Source organism: Nitrospirillum bahiense (assembly GCF_007828025.1).
GTDB classification, from domain to species: domain Bacteria; phylum Pseudomonadota; class Alphaproteobacteria; order Azospirillales; family Azospirillaceae; genus Nitrospirillum; species Nitrospirillum amazonense.
This window is the reverse complement of the sequence record NZ_VITO01000012.1, coordinates 101,599-123,029: the sequence shown is the minus strand read 5'-3', so window position 1 is coordinate 123,029 and position 21,431 is coordinate 101,599. Positions and strand designations below refer to the sequence as shown.

Here is a 21,431-nt window from a genome sequence, read left to right as displayed (position 1 = left end):
CATCGCCCAGCCCCGCGCGGGACTCGGGATTAAGCGGTTAATAAATGTATCTCCTCAGGCGCTGATCGCGGCCGGCGCCGTCTTCTGCCGCTTGACCAGCAGCTTGTTCAAAGCGTGCAGGTAGGCGCGGCAGGAGGAGACCAGGGTATCGGCGTCCGCCCCCTGGCCGTTCACCGTCTTGCCGCCCTCTTCCAGGCGCACGGTCACCTCGGCCTGGGCGTCGGTGCCGGCCGTCACGGCGTGCACCTGGTAAAGTTGCAGCCGGGCCTCGTGCGGGAACACCTGCTTGATGGCGTTGAACACGGCGTCCACCGGGCCGTTGCCGAAGCTGACCACCGGGGGCACGGCCTCGCCCCCCACCGTCACCTCCAGCACCGCGTGCTGCGGCCCGCGCGACCCCGCCACCACCTGCAGCGAGACGAACTGGATGTGGTCGTGCTGGCGGCCCACCTCGTCATCGATCAGGGCGATGATGTCCTCGTCGAACACATCCTTCTTGCGGTCGGCCAAATCCTTGAAGCGGCGGAACGCCTCGTTCACGGCGTTGTCGCCCATGTCCTCGTAGCCCAGCTCCTTCAGCTTGGCGCGGAAGGCGGCGCGGCCGGAGTGCTTGCCCATCACCAGGGTGGAGCGGTTCAGGCCTACCGATTCCGGGGTCATGATCTCATAGGTGCCGGCGTGCTTCAGCATGCCGTCCTGGTGGATGCCGGACTCATGGGCGAAGGCGTTGGCGCCGACGATGGCCTTGTTGGGCTGCACCACGAAACCGGTTATGGTGGACACCAGGCGCGAGGCGCGGGTGATGGCCTCGGTCTTGATGCCGGTCTTGTACGGCAGATAGTCGGCGCGGGTGCGCAGCGCCATCACGATCTCTTCCAGGGCGGCGTTGCCCGCGCGTTCCCCCAGGCCATTGATGGTGCATTCCACCTGCCGCGCACCGCCGGCGACACCCGCCAGGGAGTTGGCCACGGCCAGGCCCAGGTCGTTGTGGCAGTGGACGGAGAAGATGGCCTGGTCGCTGTTGGGCGTCTTTTCCCGCACGGCGCGGATCAGCGCGCCGTACTCCTCCGGCACGGCATAGCCCACGGTGTCCGGGATGTTGATGGTGGTGGCACCGGCCTTGATGGCGGTTTCCACGCAGCGGCAGAGGAAGTCCAGCTCGGTTCGGGAGCCGTCCTCGGCCGACCACTCGACGTCCTCGACATGGTTGCGGGCCAGGGTCACGCTGTCCCAGATGGCCTGGACCACGGCGTCCGGCTCCATCTGCAGCTTGTACTTCATGTGTAGCGGGCTGGTGGAGATGAAGGTGTGGATGCGCTGGCGCGCCGCCCCCTTCAGCGCTTCGGCCGCACGCTCGATATCGTTGCGATGGGCGCGGGCCAAGCCGGCGATGGTGGCGTTGCGCACCACCCGGCCCACCTCCCGCACCGCCTCGAAGTCACCATTGGAGGCGGCGGGGAAGCCCGCCTCGATCACGTCCACCCCCATTTCCTCCAGCGTCTGGGCGATGCGGATCTTCTCTTCCAGGTTCATGGAGGCGCCGGGTGACTGCTCACCGTCGCGCAAGGTGGTGTCGAAGATGATGACGCGGTCGGAAGACGGGTGGGTCATGGCGAAAAATCCTGCGCTGCCGCCGCCGGGTGCGGACGGGACGGATAGGGGGACTGACAACAAGCCAAGCCGGATTCGTCTGATCTACGCCGCAATCCGGCCGGTGGCAACGGCGGACAGGCGTTTTGTTGCCGCAGGACAGATCCTGCGGAAACGAATGCGCAAAATATGCTGCACCAGCGAAATGAAAAAGCCGGCACCCCGCAGGCACCGGCTTAATCTTCTGGAAGGTCCCCTCGGTCGCCAGGCGCGGCCATCCGGCCGCTTGGCTACCGGGTGGTAAGACCCGCTTAGTTGCGGCTCTTGTCCACCAGCTTGTTGCTGGCGATCCAGGGCATCATGGCGCGCAGCTTGCCGCCCACTTCCTCGATCGGGTGCTCGGCCTCACGGCGGCGGGTGGCCTTGAAGCTGGGCAGGCCGGCCTTGTTCTCCAGCATCCAGTCGCGGGTGAAGCGGCCGGACTGAATGTCGTCCAGCACGCGCTTCATCTCGGCCTTGGTCTCACTGGTGACGATGCGCGGACCGGTGACGTAGTCGCCATACTCGGCCGTGTTGGAGATGGAGTAGCGCATGTTGGCGATGCCGCCCTCGTAGATCAGGTCCACGATCAGCTTCACCTCGTGCAGGCACTCGAAGTAGGCCATCTCCGGGGCGTAACCCGCCTCGACCAGGGTCTCGAAGCCGGCCTGGATCAGCTTGGTCAGGCCGCCGCACAGCACGGCCTGCTCACCGAACAGGTCGGTCTCGCACTCTTCCTTGAAGGTGGTCTCGATGATGCCCGAGCGGCCGCCGCCCACGGCGGAAGCGTAGGACAGCGCCACTTCCAGGGCGTTGCCCGAGGCGTTCTGGTGCACGGCCACCAGGCAGGGGACGCCGCCGCCCTTCTGGTATTCGCCGCGCACGGTGTGGCCGGGGCCCTTCGGCGCGATCATGAACACATCCAGGTCCGGCCGCGGCTCGATCAGGCGAAAGTGCACGTTCAGGCCATGGCCGAAGGCGATGGCGGCACCCTGGCGCAGGTTGGCGGCCAACTCGTCACGGTACAGGTCGGCCTGCAGCTCGTCCGGGGTCAGGATCATGACGACATCGGCCCAGGCGGCGGCCTCGGCCGGGGTGACCACCTTGAAGCCGGCGCCTTCGGCCTTCTTGGTCGTAGCCGAACCGGCGCGCAGCGCCACCACGATCTCCTTCACCCCGCTGTCGCGCAGGTTCTGGGCGTGGGCGTGGCCCTGGCTGCCGTAACCGATGATGGCAACCTTCTTGCCCTTGATCAGGTTAACGTCGGCGTCACGATCATAATAAACGCGCATGGGTCTCAGCCTTTTGTTGGTTGCGCCCGCCAACCCTTGGGGGCGCGCTCTCATGGATTGTCGCCGTCCCGGTCACCCGGGAAAAGCGGTTTGGAAAAAACCGGTCAGATGCCGCCGGGGCCGCGGGACATGGCCACCACGCCGGTGCGCGACACGCCCACCAGGCCCAGTTCGGCCATCAGGCCGATGAAGCGGTCCAGCTCCTCACCCTGCCCCGTGATCTCGAAGACGAAGCTGGTGATGGTGGCGTCCACCACCCGCGCCTTGAACACGTCGGCCAGGCGCAGGGCCTCCACCCGCTTCTCGCCCGTGCCGGCCACCTTGACCAGCGCCGTCTCGCGCTCGACGAAGGGGCCTTCCAGGGTCAGGTCGTGCACCCGGTGCACCGGCACCAGGCGGCCCAGCTGCGCCTTGATCTGTTCGATGATCATGGGCGTGCCGCTGGTGACGATGGTGACGCGCGACAGGGTGGCGTCGCGGTCAACCTCCGCCACCGTCAGGCTTTCGATATTGTAGCCACGGCCCGAGAACAGGCCGATGACGCGGGCCAGCACGCCCGGCTCGTTATCCACCAGGATGGAGATGGTGTGGCGCTCGATGGCGGTGCTGGCGAAGGGCGAAGGACGGGCGGTCAAGATGGGCTCCGGTCAGGCAAGGTGTTGGACGTGGCGGCGAAGGGAGGGACGGCGCTCATACCAGCACCATGCCGTCCTCCGGCGTCGCGTTCTCCACCTTCTCGTCCGGGCCCAGCAGCATTTCGTTGTGGGCGCGGCCGCCGGGGATCATGGGGAAGCAGTTTTCCTTCTGGTCCACGCACATGTCGACGATGACCGGGCGCTTCACCTTGATCATCTCGGCGATGACGTCGTCCACCTGGCTGACCTCGGTCGCCCGCAGGCCCACGCCGCCGAAGGCGTCGGCCAGCTTCACGAAGTCGGGCAACGCCTCGGAATAGCTTTCCGAGTAGCGGCCGCCGTGCAGCAGTTCCTGCCACTGGCGGACCATGCCCATGTACTGGTTGTTCAGGATGAAAACCTTGACCGGCAGGCGATACTGCAGGGCGGTCGCCATCTCCTGGATGTTCATCAGGATGCTGGCCTCGCCCGCCACGTCGATGCACAGGGCGTCGGGGTGCGCCACCTGGGCGCCGATGGCGGCCGGCAGGCCATAGCCCATGGTGCCGAGGCCGCCGGAGGTCATCCAGTGGTTGGGCTTGTCGAAGGGCAGGAACTGCGCCGCCCACATCTGGTGCTGGCCCACCTCGGTCGTGATGTAGACATCGTCCCGGCCGGAGATGGCGGCGCGCAGGCGTTCCAGCGCGTACTGCGGCTTGATGATCTTAGGAGTCTTATCGTAGCGCAGGCAGTCGCGCGCCCGCCAGAACTCGATCTGCTCCCACCATTCGGCCAGCGCCGCCTTGTCCGCCTGCTTGCCGCGCGCCTTCCAGATGCGGATCATGTCCTCCAGCACATGGGCGGCGTCGCCGACGATGGGCACGTCCACGCGCACATTCTTGTTGATGCTGGACGGGTCGATATCGACGTGGATCTTCACCGAGTTGGGCGAGAATTCCGAAACCTTGCCGGTGACGCGGTCGTCGAAGCGGGCACCGATGCAGACCATGACGTCGCAGCCGTGCATGGCGAGGTTCGCCTCGTACGTGCCGTGCATGCCCAGCATGCCCAGCCACTGCCGGTCGGACGCGGGATAGGCGCCCAGGCCCATCAGGGTGGTGGTGCAGGGATAGCCCGCCATGCGGACGAACTGCGTCAGCAGCTGGCTGGCCACGGGGCCGGCATTGATGACGCCGCCGCCGACGTAGAAGATGGGCCGCTTGGCCTTGGCCAGCAGGTCGATGGCCTCTTCCACCCGGTTCAGGTCCGGCTTCACCTGCGGGCGGTAGCTCTTGGGCATGCTATCGGCCGGGGAGCGGTAGGTCCCCTCCGCGAACTGCACATCCTTGGGGATGTCGATGACGACGGGACCCGGGCGGCCGTTCTTGGCCACGTAGAAGGCCTCGTGCAGCGTGCGCGCCAAGTTGTTGACGTCCTTCACCAGGTAGTTGTGCTTGGTGCAGGGACGGGTGATGCCCGTGGTGTCGCATTCCTGGAAGGCGTCGTTGCCGATCAGGTGCGTGGCGACCTGGCCCGACAGGCAGACGATGGGAATGCTGTCCATCAGCGCGTCGGTCAAGCCGGTGACGGCGTTGGTGGCGCCAGGACCGCTAGTGACCAGCACGACACCGACCTTGCCCGTGGACCGGGCATAGCCCTCGGCCGCATGCAAGGCCGCCTGTTCATGGCGGACCAGGATGTGGCGGATGTCGTTCTGCTGGAAAAGCGCGTCGTAGATGGGAAGTACGGCACCGCCCGGATAACCGAAAATGACCTCTACGCCCTGGTCCCGCAACGCCTTCAGGACGATGTCGGCACCGGTCAGACTGGTCTCGTTCGTGGCAGCACTCATTTCCCAAAAATCCTGGTTTCCAGTCACCCCGTCAGGCCCGCTCACCGGACCCGCTCGGGAATACCCCAGCCCCCTTCGCAAACGCGAAAGCCGGGCGGATCGGGACCGTAGACGGAACTGTACCCAGGGTCAACCGGTTTTGCGAATTATCGCAAAGATTTCACTCAACAGACTTTCGATTAATTTCTCATAACCGGTATGCGTCTGACTGAAACCGGGATCAACCCGGCGGGCTTCCGCCATTTGGTGACGGAACCAGGTGGTCTGTCGCTTCGCGTAATTGCGCGTGTGGCGCTGCGCCAAGGCCACCGCCTCTTCCAACGACAGCGCACCGGAAAGGTGGGCCGCCAGTTCCGGCACACCCAGCGCCTTCATGGCCGGCAGGTCGGGGTCGAGGCCCAGATCCAGCAAGGCCCGCACCTCATCCAGCGCCCCCTGCTCCATCATGGCCAGGAAGCGCGCATCGCCATTGGCGTAGAGGCGGTCACGCGGCGTATCGACCACGATGGTGTGGAAGGCCAGGTCGGCCGGCGCCGTAGACTCGGCCGCGCGCTGCCAGTCCCCCAGGGTGCGGCCCGTGCCCACCACCACCTCCCACGCCCGCACCAGACGCTGGGTGTCGCCGGGGGACAGCCTCGCCGCCCCCTCCGGATCCCTGGCCGCCAGATCCTGGTGAAAGGCGGGGCCGCCCAGTTCCGCATGCAGGGCCTTGGCTTGATCCCGTACCGCGTCGTCGATGGCGGGGATGTCGGCGATGCCGCTCATGAGGGTGCGCAGGTAGAGGCCGGTGCCGCCCACCAGGATGGGCCGCTCGGCCGCCCGCACCTCCGCCAGCGCCAGGTCGCGCCAAGCCGCCGCCGACATGCGCAGCGACGGCGGCACGGCGCCATAGAGGCGGTGGGGCGCCTGGGCCAGGTCGTCCGGGCCGGGCTGGGCGGTCAGCAGGGCCAGGCCCCGGTACACCTGCATGCTGTCGGCGTTGATGACGGTGCCGCCCAGGCGCACCGCCAGGTCCAGGGCCAGGCGCGACTTGCCCGAGGCGGTGGGGCCACCGATGACGATCACCACCTTGGGGGCGGGCTTGGGTTCATTTGTTACAAGATCCGGGCCCGCAACAGCACTGATCGCAGGGGCCGGATGCCCCACTGCGTCTTGCCTGTCGGCCCCGCCCCCCGTATCAAGACCGGCGGAAGCCCCCTCAAACCCTTCGGACATGCCATGACCCATGTGGTGACCCTGATCGCCGGCGCCCCCCTGACAGAGGCGGAGGCCGCGGCGGCGACGCTGGACGATAGCATGGTCCGGGCGGCGCGCGCCGCCCTGCAGGCGCTGGGGGCGGAAACCAGCACACCCGATTGGCTGGCCCCGGGCCGCGCCTGCGACATCGCCTTCGCCGGCCTGCATCCCGACCAGGCCCAGGCGGCCTGCGCCCAGGCCCTGCTGGGCCAGCCGGTGGACGCCGTCACGCAGGAGTCGGCCGGCCGGCGCAAGGCCGTGCTGGTGGCCGATATGGAATCGACCATCATCCACCAGGAGATGCTGGACGAGCTGGGCGCCCTGATCGGCCGGCGCGACACCATCGCCGAGATCACCCGCCGCGCCATGAACGGCGAGATCGACTTCAAGGGCGCGTTGCGTGAGCGCGTGGCCCTGCTGGCCGGCATGGATGCGGCGGTGATCGAGGAACTGAAGGGCATCGTCACCCTGATGCCGGGGGCCAAGTCCCTGGTCGCCACCATGCGCAAGCACGGCGCCTATTGCGCCCTGGTGTCCGGCGGCTTCAAGCCGTTTACCGCGTATGTGCGCGGCATCCTGGGCTTTGACGAGGACCAGGCCAACGATCTGGTGATCCAGGAGGGCAAGCTGACCGGCCAGCCGGTGGAACCCATCCTGGACAAGGATTCCAAGGCCGCGGCCCTGACCCGCATCTGCGCCCAGCGGCGCGTGGCCTTGACCGCCGCCGTCACCGTGGGTGACGGCGCCAACGACCTGCCCATGCTGCTGGCCGCCGGCCTGGGCATCGCCTTCCACGCCAAGCCGGCGGTGGCGGCGGCCGCGCGGGCCAAGGTGGACCACGGCGACCTGACGGCCCTGCTCTACGCCCAAGGTTATCGGGAAAGCGAGATCGTGGCCGGCTGACGCCACGATCTCAAACCTGCTTTCACGCCGCCAGCGGCTTGGCGCCATAGGTGTTGGCCACACCTGGCAGGATATCGACGATCTGGAAGTAGCGATCCCAGAACGGGGTGTCGCGCAAATCCTCTACCAGCCGCTGATAGGCCTGGTGGCTGCGGGCCTCCCAAATCCAGACGTCGGTGACATTGGCGGAATAGAACTCGACATCATAGAAGCGGACGCGCACCTCATCCTGGTAGCGGGCCAGCACCGGCTCGACATGGCGGGCCAGCGCCTCGTGCCGCTGGTCGCCCGGTATGGCCAGCCATTCGGGCAGACTCTTCACCAGCATGAATACGGTGAGGACGGGCTGGAAGGCTTCAGGGGGCTGAGTGGTCATTTTGTTCGCCTTTGCAATAGGTTGCGATGGCGTCAGTATGCGGGGAGACGTCCCCCGCCCCTACTCGCATCCCCATGAGCAAGACACCCGACCTGAAACCCCGGAAATCCCCCACCCAGGCCCGCGCGGCGGAGACGGTGCGCATCATCCTGGAGGCCGCTGCTCGCATTCTGGAGACGCGGGGGCTGGAGGGGTTCAACACCAACGCGGTGGCGGAGCGGGCGGGCGTCAGCGTCGGCTCGCTCTACCAGTATTTCCCGGGCAAGGACGCCCTGACCGCCGCCCTCATCGAGCGGGACGGGGAAATGCTGCGGACGGATGTCGCGGCGGCGGCGGTCCTGCCCGATCCCCGCGACGCCCTGTCTGGGATGATCGCAGCGGCCGTGGCCCACCAGATGCGCCGTCCCGCCCTGGCCCGGCTGCTGGACGCGCAGGAGACCCGCCTGCCCCTGGGGCCGGCGCAGCATGACCGGGTGACAGAGCTACAGGCCTTGCTGGCCCAGGTGCTGGCGCGCACGCCCCTGCCCGCCGGCCTGGCGCCGGAAACGGCCCAGGCGGACATCTTCGCCATGGTGCGCGCCATGACCGACAGCGCCGGCGAGCGGGGCGAAACAAACGCGCCCGACCTGCAAAAGCGGATCGGGCGCGCCGTGCTTGGATATCTGGGGCTGGCCTAGGAAGACTTATTCCAGCGGCAGGGCCACGAACAGCAGGTCGCCGGCGCGTTCCACCAGCAGCAGCACCGCCTTCTGGCCGTTGTCCTTGGCCTTGGCCACGCGGGTGGCGACGTCATTGGGGGTGCTGACCTCCTCCTGGCCGACCTCGACGATCAGGTCGCCGGCCTTGATCTCGCGCTTGGCGGCCGGGCTGTTGGGGGCGACGCGCACCACGGCCACGCCCTGGGCATCGTCGCGCACGCTGAACTTCTGCCGGACCTTGGGGCTGAGCGCGTCCAGGGTCAGGCCCACGCTGTCGATGGTGCCCTCGGCCTCGGCCGGCCCGTTGCCGGTGGCCGCGGTCGCGGCCCCGCCCTCGGTATCCTCCTTCAGCTCGCCCAGAGACACGGTCACGTTGGTCTTGCCGCCCTTGCGCAGCACCACCAGGGCCGCCTTGTGGCCCACCGGCTCCTCCGCCACGATGCGGGGCAGCATGCGGCCGTTGGTGACGTCCTTGCCGTCGATGCTGATGATGACGTCGCCCTGTTTCAGGCCGGCCTGCTCGCCCGGCCCGCCGGGGCTGACCACGGCCACCAGGGCGCCACGCTGCTGCTTCAGGTTCAGGGTGTCGGCGATGTCGGGCGTCACGTCCTGGATCTGCACGCCCAGCCAGCCGCGCCGCACCTTGCCGGTCTCGCGCAGCTGCTGCACCACGTTCTTGATCACCACCGCCGGAATGGCGAAGCCGATGCCGACCGAGCCGGCCTCCCCCTCGTTGGACCCCGGGGAGAAGATGGCGGTGTTCATGCCGATGACCTCGCCGTTGAGGTTGATCAGCGGGCCGCCGGAATTGCCCAGGTTGATGGAGGCGTCTGTCTGCAGGAAGTCGTCGTACTTGCCGGCGCCGATGTCGCGGCCGCGGGCGGAGATGATGCCAGCGGTCACCGTGCCGCCCAGGCCGAAGGGGTTGCCGATGGCCACCACCCAGTCGCCCACCTTCAGCGCGTCGCTGTTGCCCCACACCATGGCGGGCAGCTTGGTCGACGGTTCAACCTTCAGCAGGGCGATGTCGGTGGCCTTGTCGGTGCCCACCAGCGTCGCCTTCATCTGGGTGTCGTCCTGCAGGCGCACCGTGATCTCGTCGGCGCCCTCGATGACGTGGTTGTTGGTCACCACATAGCCGGACGCGTCGATGATGAAGCCCGAGCCCAGCGAGGTGGCGCCGCCCTTGTCGTCACCGCCGCCCTGGTCATTCTCCTTCTGCCGCTGCTGGTAGTCGCGGAAGAAGTCGCCGAAAGGCGAGCCGGGTGGGAACTCCGGCATGGGCAGCTGGCCCTGCTTCTTGTTCTTCATCGTCTGGGTGGTGGAGATGTTCACCACCGCCGGCAGCATCTTTTCCACCAGGGGCGCGAAGCTGTGGGGCGGCGGTTCCGCCCGGGCGGGGGCGGGGTCGCCACAGGCCGTGGGCAGCAGCAGGACGCCCAGCACCATCAGCGACCGGCGCAGGGCCGGGAACCGGCGGAGCCCTTCCTTCTTGGCAGAGGAAGCCGTCGGCGAGGATGCTGTGAAGGCGGGGGACGTCACTGTGGGGCCACTCCTGGCAGGGGGACGCCCCGAGAATGGCATCCGCCCGTCATATTCCATATTCCTGTTAGGGCCCCTTTTCGGGTTCCCGTTTCAGGGCCCCACTATAGGGGGGTCATGTCGCGCCTGTTAAGGGGGATGGCTTGTGATATCGCAAGGGGATAGGGCGGGTGGCCACCGATTTGACCCCTTAGCGGCGCAACAGCCACACCAGCCCGACACCAATGCAGACCCCCGCAAGCCCCGCCCAGCGCAGACGCTCCGCCGATGTCTCGGCCATGCGCGCCGCAAGCCGCCGCATGGTCCCGGGCATCAGGGCGTAGCACACGCCCTCCAGCACCAAGGCCAGCGCCGCCCCAGTCATCAAGTCGTTCAAAACCTTAGGCTCCCCGCTCCCTGGCGCATGGCCCGCGCCTTACTTATCCGCGCGCCGGTGATCGCCCGCGCCCAAGTACTTGAAGAAGTCGGCGCCGGGCGACAGCACCAGGGTGGTGTCGTCGGGTTTCAGCGTGTCGCGGTAGGCCTGAAGGCTGCGATAGAAGCTGTAGAATTCGGGGTTGCGGCTGATCGCCTCATTCATGATGCGAATCGCCTGGTTGTCGCCCTCGCCCCGGGTGATCTGGGCTTGGCGCTGGGCCTCGGCCAGCAGCACGGTGCGGTCGCGGTCGGCGCGGCTCTTGATCTGCTGCGACAGTTCCTGGCCCTGGGCGCGGGCCTCCGCCGCCTCGCGCTCGCGTTCCGAGCGCATGCGGGCGAACACCGCCTGGCTGGTCTGTTCCGGCAGGTCGGCGCGGCGCAGGCGCACGTCCACGATCTCGATGCCCAGGCGCTGTGCCTCCTGGTTCACCTGGCCCTTGATGTCGGCCATGACCTTCTCACGCTCCTGCGACAGCACGGCCGGCAGGTTGACGTTGCCCAGGACGCGGCGCATGGCCGAGTTCACGATGACCGACAGGCGCAGGCGGGCCTGCTGCTCATTGCCCAGGGTCTGGAAGAACATCAGCGGGTCGGCGATGCGATAGCGGGCGTAGGCGTCCACCTCCAGCCGCTTCTGGTCGGCCAGGATGGCGCTCTCCACCGGCGGGTCGATGTCCAGCACCCGGCGGTCCAAGATCACCACGTTCTGCACGAAGGGGATCTTGACCCACAAGCCGGGCTCGCGGATGACGCGCTTGGGCTCGCCGAACTGCAGCACCAGGGCCTGCTGCGTCTGATTGAGGGTGAAGAAGCTGCCCTGCAGCAGGATGGCGGCCAGCACCAGCAGGCCCAGGGGAAGGATCCAGCGTTTTTCCATGATGCAGCCCTCCCTTACTTGGCCGACGTGGCCGGGGCGGCCGGCGTGGCAGGGTGCGTGGGCGTCTTCAGCATGTCGTTCAGGGGCAGGTAGGGCACGGCGCCGCCGCCGGCCTTGTCGTCCAGCAGGATCTTGTGGGTACCCTTCAGGATCTGCTCCATAGTCTCGATGTACAGGCGCCGGCTGGCGGCATCAGGGGCCTGGGCGTAGGCCTCCAGCACCTGCTGGAAGCGCTTGGCGTCGCCCTGGGCCAAGTCCACAACCTGGTCGCGGTAGGCCTGCGCTTCCTGGTTCAGGCGCTCCGCGTCGCCCCGGGCGCGGGGGATGATGTCGTTGCGGTAGGTCTCCGCCTCGTTGCGCAGGCGCTCACGGTCCTGGCGGGCGCGCTGCACGTCGTTGAACGCCTCCACCACCGCCGGTGGCGGCTCCACCCGCTGCAACTGCACCTGGGTAATCTCGATACCGGCCTGGTACTGGTCCAGGATGGTCTGCAGCAGCTGGCGGCTGTCGTTCTCGATGCGCTGGCGGGCGTCGGTCAGGGCCGGCTGGATCTCCGTGCGGCCGATGATCTCGCGCATGGCGCTTTCCGCCACCTTCTTCACCGTCTCTTCCGGTTCCCGGATGTTGAACAGGAACTTGGCCGGGTCCTTGATGACCCAGAAGACGGCGAAGTCGATGTCGACGATGTTCTCGTCGCCGGTCAGCATGGTGCTTTCGTCGGCCACGTCGCGGTCGCTGATGCTGCGCCGGCCGTCGCCCTGGCTGCGGTAGCCGATCTCGATGCGGTTCACGCGGGTGACCTGGGGCAGCAGCACCTGCTCGATGGGGGCCGGCAGGTGATAGCGCAGGCCCGGCTGTTCCACCCGCACCGGCTTGCCGAAGCGCAGGACCACGCCCTGCTCATCCGCCGCCACGCGGTAGACGCCCGTGGCCAGCCACAGGGCCGCCACTGCCGCCACACCGACGCCGATGACGCGGCCGGTACCCCAGCCATTCAGGGTGAAGGGGCTGCCGGACGGGCCGGAGGGGCGCGAACGCCCGCCATTGCCCCCGCCGTTGCCGTTCCGCCCGCCGCCGCCCAACAGGACGCGCAGGCGCTCACCGCTCTGGCGCACGGCGTCCTCCAGCCCCGGTTGGGGGCGGGAGCCGGGCTTACCTGCGGGTGATTTGCCGGCAGATGATTGGGACGACGATGAGCCGCTGGCGATGCCCTCGCTCTGGCCCCAGGGATTGTGCGGCGGCGATCCGCCCGAGGCGGGCTTGTCCGAGGGTTTGTCCTTGTCGGGGCCTTTGCCGGGACCATCCCCCGATCCGTTGTTGCCGCCGTTCGACCCTTGATTGGACCAGGGCATGTTCGCCTTTCCCGCTTCCCACAAGATCTGTTTGGAAGATCTGATTATTCGGAAACCGATACCCTATATGAAGGGCACCCTAGACAGAGGGCGCCGGCGGCCTCGCGGCCACCATGGCGGCCATCTCTCCCCCGGGCTTCCCCCCATTTCGGCGGCACCGTATATAGTCGGGCGTTCGCAGGGAAGCCCGACACGGGCGATATGACCCCCCGCCCCCCACTTTACAAGATGAAGGCGTTTGATCATGGCGGTTACCGAGTCCCAGGTGTTGGAGGCCCTCCGGCAGGTGGCGGACCCCGATCGCGGGTCTGACATCGTCAGCCTCAAGATGGTTTCCGGCGTCGCGGTGAAGGACGGCCATGTCCACTTCACCCTGGAGGTCGACCCGGCACGGGGCGCCGCGCTGGAGCCGCTGCGCCAGGCGGCGGAGAAGGCGGTGGACCGCCTGCCCGGCGTGCTGTCGGTGACGGCGGTGCTGACCGCCCACCGCCCCGCACCCAAGGCCGTTTCCGGCGGCGGCGCCCCGGGCACCGGCGCGCCCGGCGCGGGCAAGCCCGCCAAGGCCGGCGTTCCCGGCGTGGCCGCCATCATCGCCGTCGCCTCGGGCAAAGGCGGCGTGGGCAAGTCTACGACATCCACCAACCTGGCGCTGGCCATGGCCGCCAACGGCCTGAAGGTGGGCCTGCTGGACGCCGACATCTACGGCCCCTCCATGCCCCGCATGATGGGCCTCAGCGGCAAGCCGGACAGCGCCGACGGCAAGCGCCTGGACCCGCTGGTCAACTACGGCATCAAGGTCATGTCCATGGGCTTCCTGGTGGCCGAGGACACGCCCATGATCTGGCGCGGCCCCATGGTGATGAGCGCCCTGACCCAGATGTTGCGCGACGTGAACTGGGGTGAGCTGGACGTGCTGGTGGTCGATATGCCGCCGGGCACGGGCGACGCCCAGCTGACCATGGCGCAAAGCGTGCCGCTGGCCGGCGCGGTCATCGTCTCCACCCCGCAGGACATCGCCCTGCTGGACGCGCGCAAGGGCCTGAACATGTTCCGCCGCGTTGACGTGCCCGTCCTCGGCATCATCGAGAACATGAGCTATTTCTGCTGCCCCAACTGCGGCCACCGCAGCGACATCTTCAGCCACGGCGGTGCCAGGGCCGAAGCGGACAAGCTGGGCATCGATTTCCTGGGCGAGGTGCCGCTGGACATCGCCATCCGCGAGACCAGTGACGCCGGCACGCCCATCACCATCCAGCAGCCGGACGGCGTCCACGCCCAGACCTATCGCGCCATCGCCACCCGCGTGGCGGAGAAGATCAAGGCCGGCGGTGGCAGGGCGGCCCCCCGCTTTGTCATCGAATAAATCTATCACCCCATAGGTAAACCCTTGGAAAAACAGCGGGACGCGGGTGCCGCAGGGCGAACGGAATGCGAAAACGACGTTCTGTTGCGTCATTTCTGTGCCTGCTGTTTTTTCCTTTCCAATGTCACGTCCGCATGATACATAAAGTTCCGTTTTGCGAAGCCGAGTGGAAATCATGCGTCGGGTTGACACGGTTCAGGTTGCCTATGCGTTCCGGAACGGGGCCCATTCCTTCCAGGTGGAGGATCCGGCCACGGGTGCCATCGCGGTATCCCACGGCGTCCCGGAAGTGGCGTACGAGCAGGTGACCCGTACCCTGTCCGAACGCGCGACCGGTCTGTCCGGCCGCCGGGTGGTGGCGCGTCCCGCCCTGCCCTTCGATGATTTCTTCAACTGGCTGCGCCAGAACCCCATCGCCAGCGTCGCCGGCGCCCCGGTGAAGGTTGAGTTCGCCTGGGAACTGCGCTGACCGGTCTTAGAGTTCGAACGGCCCCACCGGCCGTTCCAGTGAGAGTGCCGCCTGCAAATCCGGGAAAACACCGGACGGGCGAACAGGGACAGAGGAAACACCAAGCAATGCGCGGCCCTTCGGGGCCGAGGCGAGACGCCCGGAAGGTCATCCTTCCGGGCGTTGTCGTTTTGGCGCAAGGCCTCATGGCCGGCCGATGGCGATCAGCCCAGGGCGCGGTGACCGGCCGCATCCGGCGATCTACCCCAAGGCCCCCCCTCCTGTTACCCAACCGCACCTTCGGCCTTGACGCCGGAGGGCGCAGCGGAGCCGAAACCAGGGATCCTGGACCGGTCATTGGTCGAGGTTTGGGCTTGATGGCCAATGGAACCACGCCCATTCTCCCGGCTAGATCCAGGGCCTGATGGGGAGATGGACGCCGATGTATCTGACCATGGGACTGGAACTGGAGGAAGAAAACGAACGTGCGGCCATGTCGCCGCAGCTGGCCGAGGTGATCGAGACCACGCTGGCGCACGTGACAACGGCGGCGCCAGGTTTGGGTGCTCAAGCCCCCGCGTTCCACTTGGTGGATACCGATGGCCGCGAGGTCGCTCTGGCAGATTTTCGTGGCAGACCGCTGGTGGTCAGCTTCATTCGCGGCGGCTGGTGTTCATTTTGTTCCCTGGAGCTTTCCGAACTTGAGGCGGCGCGCGCCGAGATTGAGGCGACCGGGGCGGCGCTTATCGCCATCACCCCCGAACGTTTCGCCCAGGCCTGCGCCACGCGTCGAAGTAACGGTGTCGGCTTTCCGGTTCTGGTGGACGAGGGGATGGCGGTGGCGCGGGACTGGGGCCTGGTCTTCCGCCTGCCGTCCGAATGGTATGACCTGTATCGGGCGGATGGCCTGGACTTGTCCGAGGTCACCGGGGGTGATGGGCTTGAACTGCCGGTACCCGCGACTTTCGTGCTGGATCGGAACGGGGCCGTCCGCGCGTCCTTCGTTGACGCCAACTACCGCCGGCGACTGGATCCGATGTTGGTCCTTCATACGCTGGAACAGATGCAGGAGGACCAATGACGATCAACTGGCCCGCGCTGACGGCCCTGGTCATCGACGATCAGCCGCTTATCCACCAGTTGATCCGGCCCATGCTCCGCAGCGTCGGCCCAGTCAACGTTCTGCGCGCCATGGACGCGCGGGAGGGATTGGATATCCTGTCCAGCACCAAGGTTGATCTGGCGCTGATCGACTACCTGATGCTACCCGTCGATGGCATGAAATTGGTGCGCCGTATACGGCTGGGCGAAGACATGGCCTCATCGACAATGCCCATCATCATGATGACCGGCGACGCCACCCAGAACACCCTGTCGGCGGCCTTGGCGGCGGGAATCAACGGCTTCCTGTGCAAGCCATTCTCGACCAAGAAGATGATCACTCAGATCGAGCGGCTGCTGTCCGATCCTGTGCCGTTCGTGCGCACCCCAACCTATTTCGGCCCCGACCGCGCCGAAATGGTAAGGCGGGAAAGGACGCGCCGCATGGAGGGCTGACCGAGGACCCCACCACGACGGCAGCTACCGCCGGCCGAACAGCCTCTCGATGTCCGTTAGCTTAAGCTCAACATAGGTGGGACGGCCGTGGTTGCATTGGCCGCTGTGGGGCGTGGCCTCCATCTCGCGCAGCAGGGCGTCCATCTCCCCCACCGTCAGCACCCGGCCGGCACGGACGGAGCCGTGGCAGGCCATGGAGGAGCATACCTCCTCCAGCCTTTCCTTCAGCGCGTGCTGGTCACCCAGTTCCGCCAGCTCATCGGCGATGTCGGTCACCAGGGCCTTGATATCCGCCTTGGCCCCCAGCAGGGCCGGAATCTCGCGCACCACCACGGCGCCAGTGCCGAAGGATTCCAGGCACAGGCCCAGTTCCGCCAGCTCGTCGGAGCGTTCGGCCAGGCGAGTGGCCGCGGCCTCCTCCAGCTCCACCACCTCGGGAATCAGCAGCATCTGCCGCTTCACGCCCTGGGCCACCATGGACTGCTTGATGCGCTCATAAACCAGGCGCTCATGCGCCGCGTGCTGATCGACGATGACCATGCCGTCCCGGGTCTGGGAAACGATGTAGGTCTGGTGCACCTGGGCGCGGGCGATGCCCAGCGGGAAGTCGGGCACGTCGTCGGCGCCGGTCTGTGCCATAGCCGCCACCGCGGCCGCCAGGCCGGGGGGTATCGGGCCGGGCGCGGCGTCGGTGGAAGCGGGCACTTCCGCCAGCGCCGAAGGGGCGTAGGTCAGTGCCGCTGCCGGAGCGGGGCCGTCCCAGGCGGCCACGGGGGCCTGGAAGGCGCGCGCGGCTTCCACCTGTCCGGCCGTGGGCCGGGCGAGGCCGGGCCAGCCGCCGCCCCCGCCGGAATGGGGCTGCGGCTGCCACTGGAAGGCCGTCTGGGGGATGGGCTTGGCGCCGTCAGCGCGGAAGCTGGCCAATGCCGCCTGGCCCACGGTGGTGGAGGCGCGGTGACCGGCGCCGGCGAGCGCATGCTTCAGCGCGCCCACGATCAGGCCGCGCACCAGTCCCTGGTCACGGAAGCGCACTTCGGTCTTGGCCGGGTGGACATTGACGTCCACATCCTCGCACGGGATGTCCAGGAACAGAGCCAGCAGGGGATGGCGGTCGCGGGCCAGGAAGTCGGCGTAGGCGCCGCGCACGGCGCCCAGCAGCAGCTTGTCGCGCACCGGCCGGCCGTTCACGAACAGGTACTGGCCGGCGGCGGTGTTCTTGTTCAGGGTGGGCAGGCCGATATGGCCGTAGAGCCGCACGCCCTCGCGCCGGGCGTCGATGGGCAGGGCGTTCTCCTGGAACTCCCGCCCCATGATGGCGCCCAGGCGGGCCAGCAGCGGGTCCTCACCATTAAGAGTTCCCGTCTGAGCCGGCAGGCGCAGGGGTGTGCGCCCCTCGTCCGCCACGGTGAAGGCGACGTCCGGGTGGGCCATGGCCAGGCGCTGCACCACATCGACGGCGTGGTCCGTCTCCGTCCGCGTTGTCTTCAGGAACTTCAGCCGCGCCGGGGTGGCGTAGAACAGGTCGCGCACCTCGATGCGGGTGCCCACGGGGTGGGCCGCCGGCACCGGCCGGCCCTTGGCCCCCCCCTCCACCGTCAGGGCCCAGGCGCTGTCGCTGCCCGGCTGGCGGCTGGTGATGGTCAGGCGGCTGACGGCGCCGATGGAGGGCAGCGCCTCCCCCCGGAAGCCCAGGGTGTGGATGTTCAGCAGGTCGTCGCCCGGCAGCTTGGAGGTGGCGTGGCGCTCCACCGCCAGCGACAGTTCCTCGGCCGTCATGCCGCCGCCGTCGTCCACCACCTGGATCAGGGCCTTGCCGCCGTCGCGCAGGGTGACGTCGATGCGGCGGGCACCGGCGTCCAGCGCGTTCTCCACCAGTTCCTTCACGGCGGCGGCGGGACGCTCGACCACCTCGCCGGCGGCGATGCGGTTGACCAGGGTCTCAGGGAGAAGGCGGATAGGCATGATGGTGGCATTGTAGCGGGGGGCCGGGCCGGCGGGCAATGCGCGCGGTCACTTGCTCGGTCCCTCAATCGCCGGTGCGCTCACTCATCCGCCACATAGCGCACGTGCCAGGTGCGGGGCAGGCCGCGAGCGCCGGTGAAGTCCACCGCCCGCATCTGTTCCTCCTGCACCAGGGCGCCGCTGAGGTTGGCGCCGCGCAAGTCCGCCTCGCGCAGGTCGGCGCCCCGCAGGTCGGCGTGGCTGAGGTCGGCCTGGGCCAGGCGGATGCGGCGCAGGCGGGCACCGCTGAGATCAGCGTTGCGCAGGATGGCACCGGTCAGGTTGGTGCGCACGTGCCGCTCGGCATCGATCTGCAGGTAATCCAAGGTGGCGTGGCGCAGGTTGGCGGCGTTGAAGTTGGCGCCCTGGAAGCTGCCGCCGCGCAAATCCGCCTCGGCCAGGGTGGCGGTGCGGAAGTCGGCGTTGTCGAACTGGCCCACCTGCATCTGGATGCCGGTCAGGTCCATGCCGTAGAACACGGCGCCGCGCCCCACGCCCCGGGTCAGCATGACCCGCGACAGGATGCCGGACCCGCGCAGGTCGACGCCGCTGAGGTCCAGGGCCATGCCCTCCTTGGCCGCCGTGCACACCCAGGTGGCGTGCAGGTTCAGCAGCTCGGCCATGGAGCGGCCCAGCTCCGCCGCCGGACGGCCCTGCGGCTTTTCCGTCAGCACGCCGGTCATGTCGGCGCCGCCCAGCTCCGTCAGGTTCATGACGGTGCCGATCAGCACGGCACCGCGCAGGCTGGCGCCGCGCACGTCGGCGCCCGACAGATCAGCCCCCTCCAGATTGGTCCCGTCCAGCTTGGCATGGCGCAAATTGGCGCGCACCAGCTTGGCGTTGCGCATGATGGCATCGGTGAAGTCGGTATGCATGGCGACCGAGCCCGACAGCTTGGCATTGGTCAGGTTGGACCCGCGCAGGTTGGCCTCGGCCAGGTCGGCATTGGTGGGGTCCACGCTCATGATCTGCAGGCTGCCGTCGCGGGCGCGGGCGGCCAGGGTGCCGTCGCGCAGGTCGGCATCGAACAGGTCGGCGCCCGACAGGTCGGCCCCACGCAGGCAGGCGCCGCGCAGATCGGCCTTCACCAGCCGCGCGTTGCGCAAGTTGGCGCCGCGCAGGTCGGCGACAAACAGCGTGGCGCATTCCAGCAAGGCGCCGCTGAGGTCGACATCGCGCAGGATGGCGTGGGTGAAGTCGGCATGGCTGAGGTCGCGGCCGGCCATGGTGAGGCCCGACAGGTCCATGCGGGCCAGAACGGCGCGGGCCCCACCCACCTTGGCGTTACGGAACATGGCATGGCGCTTCAGCACCAGGTCCAGCTGTTCCTGGGTCAGGCGCACCGCCCCCGGTCGTTCGGAGGCGGTTCCACCAAGGCCGCGCGTGCCGCTTTCCATGTCATCAACCTTGCCGGCGGACAATACCAGGGAGTCTGGATACGCCGCCGTTCCTCGGCAAGCTTACGCCTGTAGGAAAAAGGCCGTCACGGGAAAAGCCGGCCGCCCCCAGGACGGCCCGGGGAACGTCCGGCCTTCCCAGCGCGGCGGTCAGCGCAGGCCCTCGCGCACCACGCGGATGAGGCCGGCGGTGGAGCAGTCGTGGCCCCGGCGGGCGCCACCCTCCAGTTCCGGCAGGATGGCCTTGGCCAGCTGCTTGCCCAGCTCCACGCCCCACTGGTCGAAGGAGTTCAGATTCCACAGGATGCCCTGCACGAAGATCTTGTGCTCATAGAGGGCGATCAGCGTGCCCAGGGTGTGCGGGTCCAGCTTCTGGAACAGCAGGGTGTTGGTCGGGCGGTTGCCGGTGAACACCTTGTGCGGCACCAGGGCCTCAAGCTCCTCGCCATCCAGGCCCTGGCCGGCCAGCTCGGCCCGCGCCTCATCCTCGGTCTTGCCCAGCAGCAGGGCCTCGGTCTGGGCCAGGAAGTTGGCCAGCAGCAGGGTGTGGTGGCGGCCCACCGGGTTCTGCGTCTCGATGGGCGCCAGGAAGTCGGCCGGGATCAGCGGCGTGCCCTGGTGGATCAGCTGGTAGAAGGCGTGCTGGCCGTTGGTGCCGGGCTCCCCGAACAGCGCCGGGCCGGTGGCATAGTCCACCGGGCGGCCATCGCGGTCCACACCCTTGCCGTTGCTTTCCATGTCGGCCTGCTGCAAGTAGGCCGGCAGGCGGGCCAGGTACTGGTCATAGGGCAGCACGGCGTAGGACTGGGCGTCCCAGAAGTTCACGTACCACAGGCCGATCAGGCCCATCAGCACGGGCATGTTGGCGGCCAGGGGCGCGGTGCGGAAATGCTCGTCCATCGCATGCGCGCCGGCCAGCAGCTCGGCGAAGCGGTCGGGGCCGACCATCAGCATGATCGGCAGGCCGATGGCCGACCACAGGCTGTAGCGGCCGCCCACCCAATCCCAGAAGCCGAACATGTTGTCGGTGTCGATGCCGAAGGCCGCCACCTCCTTGGCGTTGGTCGACACGGCCACGAAATGCTTGGCCACCGCCTCGGCCGGGGCGCCCTGGGCCAGCAGCCAGTCGCGCGCCGTGTGGGCGTTGGCCAGCGTCTCCTGCGTGGTGAAGGTCTTGGAGGCGATGATGAACAGCGTCGTCTCCGCGTCTACCTTCTTCAGCACCTCCGCGATGTGGGTGCCGTCGACGTTGGAAACGAAGTGCGCCTGTAGATGCGGGTGGTGATAGGGGGTCAGCGCCTGGGTCACCATGACGGGGCCCAGGTCGGACCCGCCGATGCCGATGTTGACGATGTCGGTGATGGGCTGGCCGGTCCAGCCGCGCCATTCCCCATCCCGGACGGCGGTCGCAAAGGCGCCCATGCGGTCCAGCACGGCGTGCACGTCCGGCACCACGTTGCGGCCGTCGACCAGCACCGTGGCGCCCTTGGGCTGGCGCAGGGCCGTGTGCAGCACGGCACGGCCTTCAGTCAGGTTGATGGGCGATCCGGCGAACATGGCCTCGCGCCAGCCTTCCAGGTCGCGGGCGCGGGCGAAGTCCAGCAGCAGGGGCAGCGTCTCATCGGTCAGCCGGTTCTTGGAATAATCCAGCAGCAGCGTGCCCAGCTTCAGGGAGTATTTGTCGAACCGCTCCGGATCGGCGGCGAACAGGTCGCGCATGTGCACGCCGTCCATCGCCTGGCGATGCCGGGCCAGCGCCTGCCAGGCGGGTGTCTCAACCAGAGGCGTGTCCACGGGGGTCGCGTCCTGGGTGGGGGTCTGCGGGACGGACATCGTTCTCTCCTGACCTGTGGCCAGGGGCGCCCGGATCCCATTAT

The 21,431-nt window shown here is 68.0% G+C and carries 19 protein-coding genes; 6 read left to right on the top strand and 13 right to left on the bottom strand.

Annotated features, from left to right (window positions below; all coding sequences use genetic code 11):
* Positions 1-54: 54 nt before the first annotated feature.
* The 5 genes from FBZ88_RS18045 to miaA form a co-directional block, all read right to left on the bottom strand.
* Positions 55-1,611 (bottom strand): 2-isopropylmalate synthase, encoded by a 1,557-nt coding sequence (locus FBZ88_RS18045; RefSeq protein ID WP_145613258.1) that lies wholly within the window; start codon positions 1,609-1,611, stop codon positions 55-57.
* A 290-nt stretch (positions 1,612-1,901) separates the two neighbouring features.
* Positions 1,902-2,921: a ketol-acid reductoisomerase gene (gene ilvC / locus FBZ88_RS18040; protein WP_145613259.1), complete on the bottom strand. Its 1,020-nt coding sequence runs from the start codon at positions 2,919-2,921 to the stop codon at positions 1,902-1,904.
* 104 nt (positions 2,922-3,025) lie between these two features.
* Positions 3,026-3,556 (bottom strand): acetolactate synthase small subunit, encoded by a 531-nt coding sequence (ilvN, locus tag FBZ88_RS18035; RefSeq protein WP_050898675.1) that lies wholly within the window; start codon positions 3,554-3,556, stop codon positions 3,026-3,028.
* Positions 3,557-3,611: 55 nt separating this feature from the next.
* A complete protein-coding gene (locus tag FBZ88_RS18030; protein ID WP_145618578.1) occupies positions 3,612-5,387 on the bottom strand; it encodes an acetolactate synthase 3 large subunit in 1,776 nt (591 codons plus the stop codon).
* A gap of 129 nt (positions 5,388-5,516) precedes the next feature.
* Positions 5,517-6,455 (bottom strand): tRNA (adenosine(37)-N6)-dimethylallyltransferase MiaA, encoded by a 939-nt coding sequence (miaA, locus tag FBZ88_RS18025; protein WP_246138726.1) that lies wholly within the window; start codon positions 6,453-6,455, stop codon positions 5,517-5,519.
* Positions 6,456-6,605: 150 nt separating this feature from the next.
* Here miaA and serB point away from each other — a divergent pair, with 150 nt between their 5' ends.
* The gene (gene serB / locus FBZ88_RS18020; protein WP_145618576.1) at positions 6,606-7,526 is read left to right on the top strand and encodes a phosphoserine phosphatase SerB; all 921 of its coding nucleotides are present in this window, start codon (positions 6,606-6,608) and stop codon (positions 7,524-7,526) included.
* A 22-nt stretch (positions 7,527-7,548) separates the two neighbouring features.
* Here serB and FBZ88_RS18015 read toward each other — a convergent pair whose 3' ends face one another.
* The gene (locus tag FBZ88_RS18015; RefSeq protein WP_145618575.1) at positions 7,549-7,902 is read right to left on the bottom strand and encodes a darcynin family protein; all 354 of its coding nucleotides are present in this window, start codon (positions 7,900-7,902) and stop codon (positions 7,549-7,551) included.
* Between the two features lie 74 nt (positions 7,903-7,976).
* Here FBZ88_RS18015 and FBZ88_RS18010 point away from each other — a divergent pair, with 74 nt between their 5' ends.
* Positions 7,977-8,579 carry a TetR/AcrR family transcriptional regulator gene (locus FBZ88_RS18010; RefSeq protein ID WP_145618574.1) on the top strand — a complete coding sequence of 201 codons (603 nt, stop codon included), beginning with the start codon at positions 7,977-7,979 and terminating at the stop codon, positions 8,577-8,579.
* Between the two features lie 6 nt (positions 8,580-8,585).
* Here the strand turns inward: FBZ88_RS18010 and FBZ88_RS18005 are convergent, their stop codons facing one another.
* From FBZ88_RS18005 to hflK, 4 genes are all read right to left on the bottom strand, one after another.
* Positions 8,586-10,142, bottom strand: coding sequence for a DegQ family serine endoprotease (locus FBZ88_RS18005; protein ID WP_145618573.1), 1,557 nt, complete (start codon positions 10,140-10,142; stop codon positions 8,586-8,588).
* 190 nt (positions 10,143-10,332) lie between these two features.
* A complete protein-coding gene (locus FBZ88_RS18000; RefSeq protein ID WP_145618572.1) occupies positions 10,333-10,518 on the bottom strand; it encodes a DUF2065 domain-containing protein in 186 nt (61 codons plus the stop codon).
* A gap of 39 nt (positions 10,519-10,557) precedes the next feature.
* Positions 10,558-11,436 (bottom strand): protease modulator HflC, encoded by an 879-nt coding sequence (hflC, locus tag FBZ88_RS17995; protein ID WP_145618571.1) that lies wholly within the window; start codon positions 11,434-11,436, stop codon positions 10,558-10,560.
* A gap of 14 nt (positions 11,437-11,450) precedes the next feature.
* Positions 11,451-12,788, bottom strand: a complete 1,338-nt coding sequence (gene hflK, locus FBZ88_RS17990) for an FtsH protease activity modulator HflK (RefSeq protein ID WP_246138725.1) — start codon at positions 12,786-12,788, stop codon at positions 11,451-11,453.
* Positions 12,789-13,029: 241 nt separating this feature from the next.
* Here hflK and apbC point away from each other — a divergent pair, with 241 nt between their 5' ends.
* The 4 genes from apbC (at position 13,030) to FBZ88_RS17970 (ending at position 16,156) form a co-directional block, all read left to right on the top strand.
* Positions 13,030-14,151, top strand: a complete 1,122-nt coding sequence (gene apbC, locus FBZ88_RS17985; RefSeq protein ID WP_145618662.1) for an iron-sulfur cluster carrier protein ApbC — start codon at positions 13,030-13,032, stop codon at positions 14,149-14,151.
* 175 nt (positions 14,152-14,326) lie between these two features.
* A complete protein-coding gene (locus FBZ88_RS17980; protein WP_145613266.1) occupies positions 14,327-14,620 on the top strand; it encodes a hypothetical protein in 294 nt (97 codons plus the stop codon).
* A 421-nt stretch (positions 14,621-15,041) separates the two neighbouring features.
* On the top strand, positions 15,042-15,680 hold the full coding sequence (locus FBZ88_RS17975) for a peroxiredoxin-like family protein (RefSeq protein WP_186464472.1): 639 nt from the start codon (positions 15,042-15,044) through the stop codon (positions 15,678-15,680).
* Positions 15,677-16,156 (top strand): response regulator, encoded by a 480-nt coding sequence (locus FBZ88_RS17970; protein ID WP_145618569.1) that lies wholly within the window; start codon positions 15,677-15,679, stop codon positions 16,154-16,156. The genes FBZ88_RS17975 and FBZ88_RS17970 overlap by 4 nt, the downstream gene beginning before the upstream one ends.
* Before the next feature lie 24 nt (positions 16,157-16,180).
* On the opposite strand, the gene mutL is transcribed toward FBZ88_RS17970, so the two are convergent.
* From mutL to pgi, 3 genes are all read right to left on the bottom strand, one after another.
* Positions 16,181-18,118 carry a DNA mismatch repair endonuclease MutL gene (mutL, locus tag FBZ88_RS17965; RefSeq protein ID WP_145618568.1) on the bottom strand — a complete coding sequence of 646 codons (1,938 nt, stop codon included), beginning with the start codon at positions 18,116-18,118 and terminating at the stop codon, positions 16,181-16,183.
* Between the two features lie 80 nt (positions 18,119-18,198).
* On the bottom strand, positions 18,199-19,554 hold the full coding sequence (locus FBZ88_RS17960; protein ID WP_145618567.1) for a pentapeptide repeat-containing protein: 1,356 nt from the start codon (positions 19,552-19,554) through the stop codon (positions 18,199-18,201).
* 150 nt (positions 19,555-19,704) lie between these two features.
* Positions 19,705-21,387, bottom strand: coding sequence for a glucose-6-phosphate isomerase (gene pgi, locus FBZ88_RS17955; protein ID WP_186464471.1), 1,683 nt, complete (start codon positions 21,385-21,387; stop codon positions 19,705-19,707).
* Positions 21,388-21,431 lie beyond the last annotated feature (44 nt).

Excerpts from the sequence above, each read along its gene's own strand:
- FBZ88_RS18045 (WP_145613258.1), bottom strand. The coding sequence starts at position 1,611 with ATGACCCACCCGTCTTCCGACCGCGTCATCATCTTCGACACCACCTTG.
- ilvC (WP_145613259.1), bottom strand. The coding sequence starts at position 2,921 with ATGCGCGTTTATTATGATCGTGACGCCGACGTTAACCTGATCAAGGGC.
- FBZ88_RS18030 (WP_145618578.1), bottom strand. The coding sequence starts at position 5,387 with ATGAGTGCTGCCACGAACGAGACCAGTCTGACCGGTGCCGACATCGTC.
- serB (WP_145618576.1), top strand. The coding sequence starts at position 6,606 with ATGACCCATGTGGTGACCCTGATCGCCGGCGCCCCCCTGACAGAGGCG.
- FBZ88_RS18015 (WP_145618575.1), bottom strand. The coding sequence starts at position 7,902 with ATGACCACTCAGCCCCCTGAAGCCTTCCAGCCCGTCCTCACCGTATTC.
- FBZ88_RS18010 (WP_145618574.1), top strand. The coding sequence starts at position 7,977 with ATGAGCAAGACACCCGACCTGAAACCCCGGAAATCCCCCACCCAGGCC.
- hflC (WP_145618571.1), bottom strand. The coding sequence starts at position 11,436 with ATGGAAAAACGCTGGATCCTTCCCCTGGGCCTGCTGGTGCTGGCCGCC.
- hflK (WP_246138725.1), bottom strand. The coding sequence starts at position 12,788 with ATGCCCTGGTCCAATCAAGGGTCGAACGGCGGCAACAACGGATCGGGG.
- FBZ88_RS17980 (WP_145613266.1), top strand. The coding sequence starts at position 14,327 with ATGCGTCGGGTTGACACGGTTCAGGTTGCCTATGCGTTCCGGAACGGG.
- FBZ88_RS17975 (WP_186464472.1), top strand. The coding sequence starts at position 15,042 with ATGTATCTGACCATGGGACTGGAACTGGAGGAAGAAAACGAACGTGCG.
- FBZ88_RS17970 (WP_145618569.1), top strand. The coding sequence starts at position 15,677 with ATGACGATCAACTGGCCCGCGCTGACGGCCCTGGTCATCGACGATCAG.
- mutL (WP_145618568.1), bottom strand. The coding sequence starts at position 18,118 with ATGCCTATCCGCCTTCTCCCTGAGACCCTGGTCAACCGCATCGCCGCC.
- FBZ88_RS17960 (WP_145618567.1), bottom strand. The coding sequence starts at position 19,554 with ATGGAAAGCGGCACGCGCGGCCTTGGTGGAACCGCCTCCGAACGACCG.
- pgi (WP_186464471.1), bottom strand. The coding sequence starts at position 21,387 with ATGTCCGTCCCGCAGACCCCCACCCAGGACGCGACCCCCGTGGACACG.